Origin of the sequence: Elstera litoralis (assembly GCF_000963705.1) — a bacterium.
GTDB classification, from domain to species: Bacteria; Pseudomonadota; Alphaproteobacteria; order Elsterales; family Elsteraceae; genus Elstera; species Elstera litoralis.
The window spans coordinates 1-1,666 of sequence record NZ_LAJY01000875.1 but is presented as its reverse complement, the minus strand read 5'-3'; the positions used below and the strand labels follow the sequence as shown (position 1 = coordinate 1,666).

Below are 1,666 nucleotides of genomic sequence, written 5' to 3'. Positions count from 1 at the left end.
GATCAAGAACGTCGGGCTGTGTTTTCCCTGCCTCGACGGGAAGTGCTGCTGGATTATAGCCTAAAAGATCCGCTTCAAACTGCGAACGAGACGTCGCCAAAAGATCTTCAACCATTGGCTCCCATCCTGGAACCTTGATAATGAGTTCGGGTTCCCGGTGACGAAAGAGATAACCCCCAGCTTCAGGACGCTTGGGATTGCGCCAACTCAGCGTTGTCGAACTCTTTTCATCGACAAGGCCCAAAATCCAATCTGGCAACCAATGGGAATAAGCCATCATCATTACGAGATTGCAGGCCTTTCGCGCCAGCCCGCGCCGTCCCCATTCCGGGTGCGTCCACATACCTAATACGAAGGTGATATGGCCGCGAATCGTATGGGATATTGAAGCTGAACAGTTTACCGAAGCCCCTTCCCGGCGTGCCCGATCAGGGTCCCCATAGAGTAGATCGAGGCTTTCAAAATGCTGGGCGAGCGTTTGAGGATAAGGAACGTAAAGACTGACCGCACATCCGGTCGCGACGATCTTGTCATGAAAACATAACGCAACCCACAAGCGATCCGTCTTCGGCCCAAGGTTAGGGGCGAGCGTCGGAAACAATGGCAGAAACCCGTTCTTCTCCTCAATCTGTTGAATGCGTAGAAGATCGTAAGGATCATCGGAGACAAAACTCCTCAGGCCGTGCTCTCTCTCCAATCCGGTAACCATCAGGCCGGCCCGCGTACCTAAGACGCGCGATAGGGTTAATGGGCGGACCGGAAGCAACTTGTCCAAGTAAGGCGAAAGACTGGTGTAGCTCATGATATTCCTCTGAATTTGTCAGCAATAGTGACGGCACCAACAACCTTGTGTTGATGTGTCAGAGGAACCGTCAGCCTTTGATATTCTACGTCAAGTGGATATTGGCTTAAATGAATATGGTAGAGGGTAGGCTGACGACGTGCCACAGCCTCTGAAACATGAGCCACGACCATGTCGAGATAAGGTCGTGGTGTCGGCTCTGACAGTGTCGGACGACCTATAATATGACCCGCAGTGATCCCAAACAGCAACGGCAGAGATGTTCCGACAGCCGCAGTGAACAGACCATGGTCCGTAACATGATAGACAACGGCGGTATCAATCAGTGAAGCGTCAATGTCGAGTGTTACATCCCGAGAGGATTGAAACGAGGCAAAGTGAGCCCCTACCCGATGAAGTTTAACCGTCGCTTCAGCCAACGGCAAACGATTGGAAATTATGGTGGGCTGCTTGCCCCGCCCAAAACCACATTGCCCAAGCGCGCTCTCAACGAAGCGGAGCGCCTCCTCCTTTGAGGACAAAAGCAATGCTGGTGCGACCTCGGTTGAAATGCGATAGCCGCGCGAGTTTGCTGGCCAAACCTCAAGTTGGCGTTTCAAATGACCGAGAGCCGCCGGATCAACGGAGAGCACAGACCAGGAAATCAGAAGTGGCCCATCGCCGGTCGCACAGAGCGAGATGTACCCATGCATTCTGACGAGCACCATAACCAGATCGGCATGTGTTACGTCTGGATCGACCCCAAGATGCCCTGCCGCCCAGGCCTCAAGTCCTGATTCAGCAAGATCCATCCCCAGATCCGTAATCCAATACTCCAAGGCATGACTGGGTTTAGCGAGCGAAAGTGCCTGTAAAATACTAAGA

At 52.8% G+C, this 1,666-nt stretch carries 2 protein-coding genes; both read right to left on the bottom strand.

The annotated features are described in order from the left end of the window. Positions 1 to 802 (bottom strand): hypothetical protein (locus VZ95_RS24685; RefSeq protein ID WP_156995481.1); only part of this gene is annotated, 802 nt, incomplete at its 3' end. Further along, positions 799 to 1,666: hypothetical protein (locus tag VZ95_RS26305; protein ID WP_198148453.1), on the bottom strand; the 868-nt coding region annotated here is incomplete at its 5' end. The genes VZ95_RS26305 and VZ95_RS24685, both read right to left, overlap by 4 nt.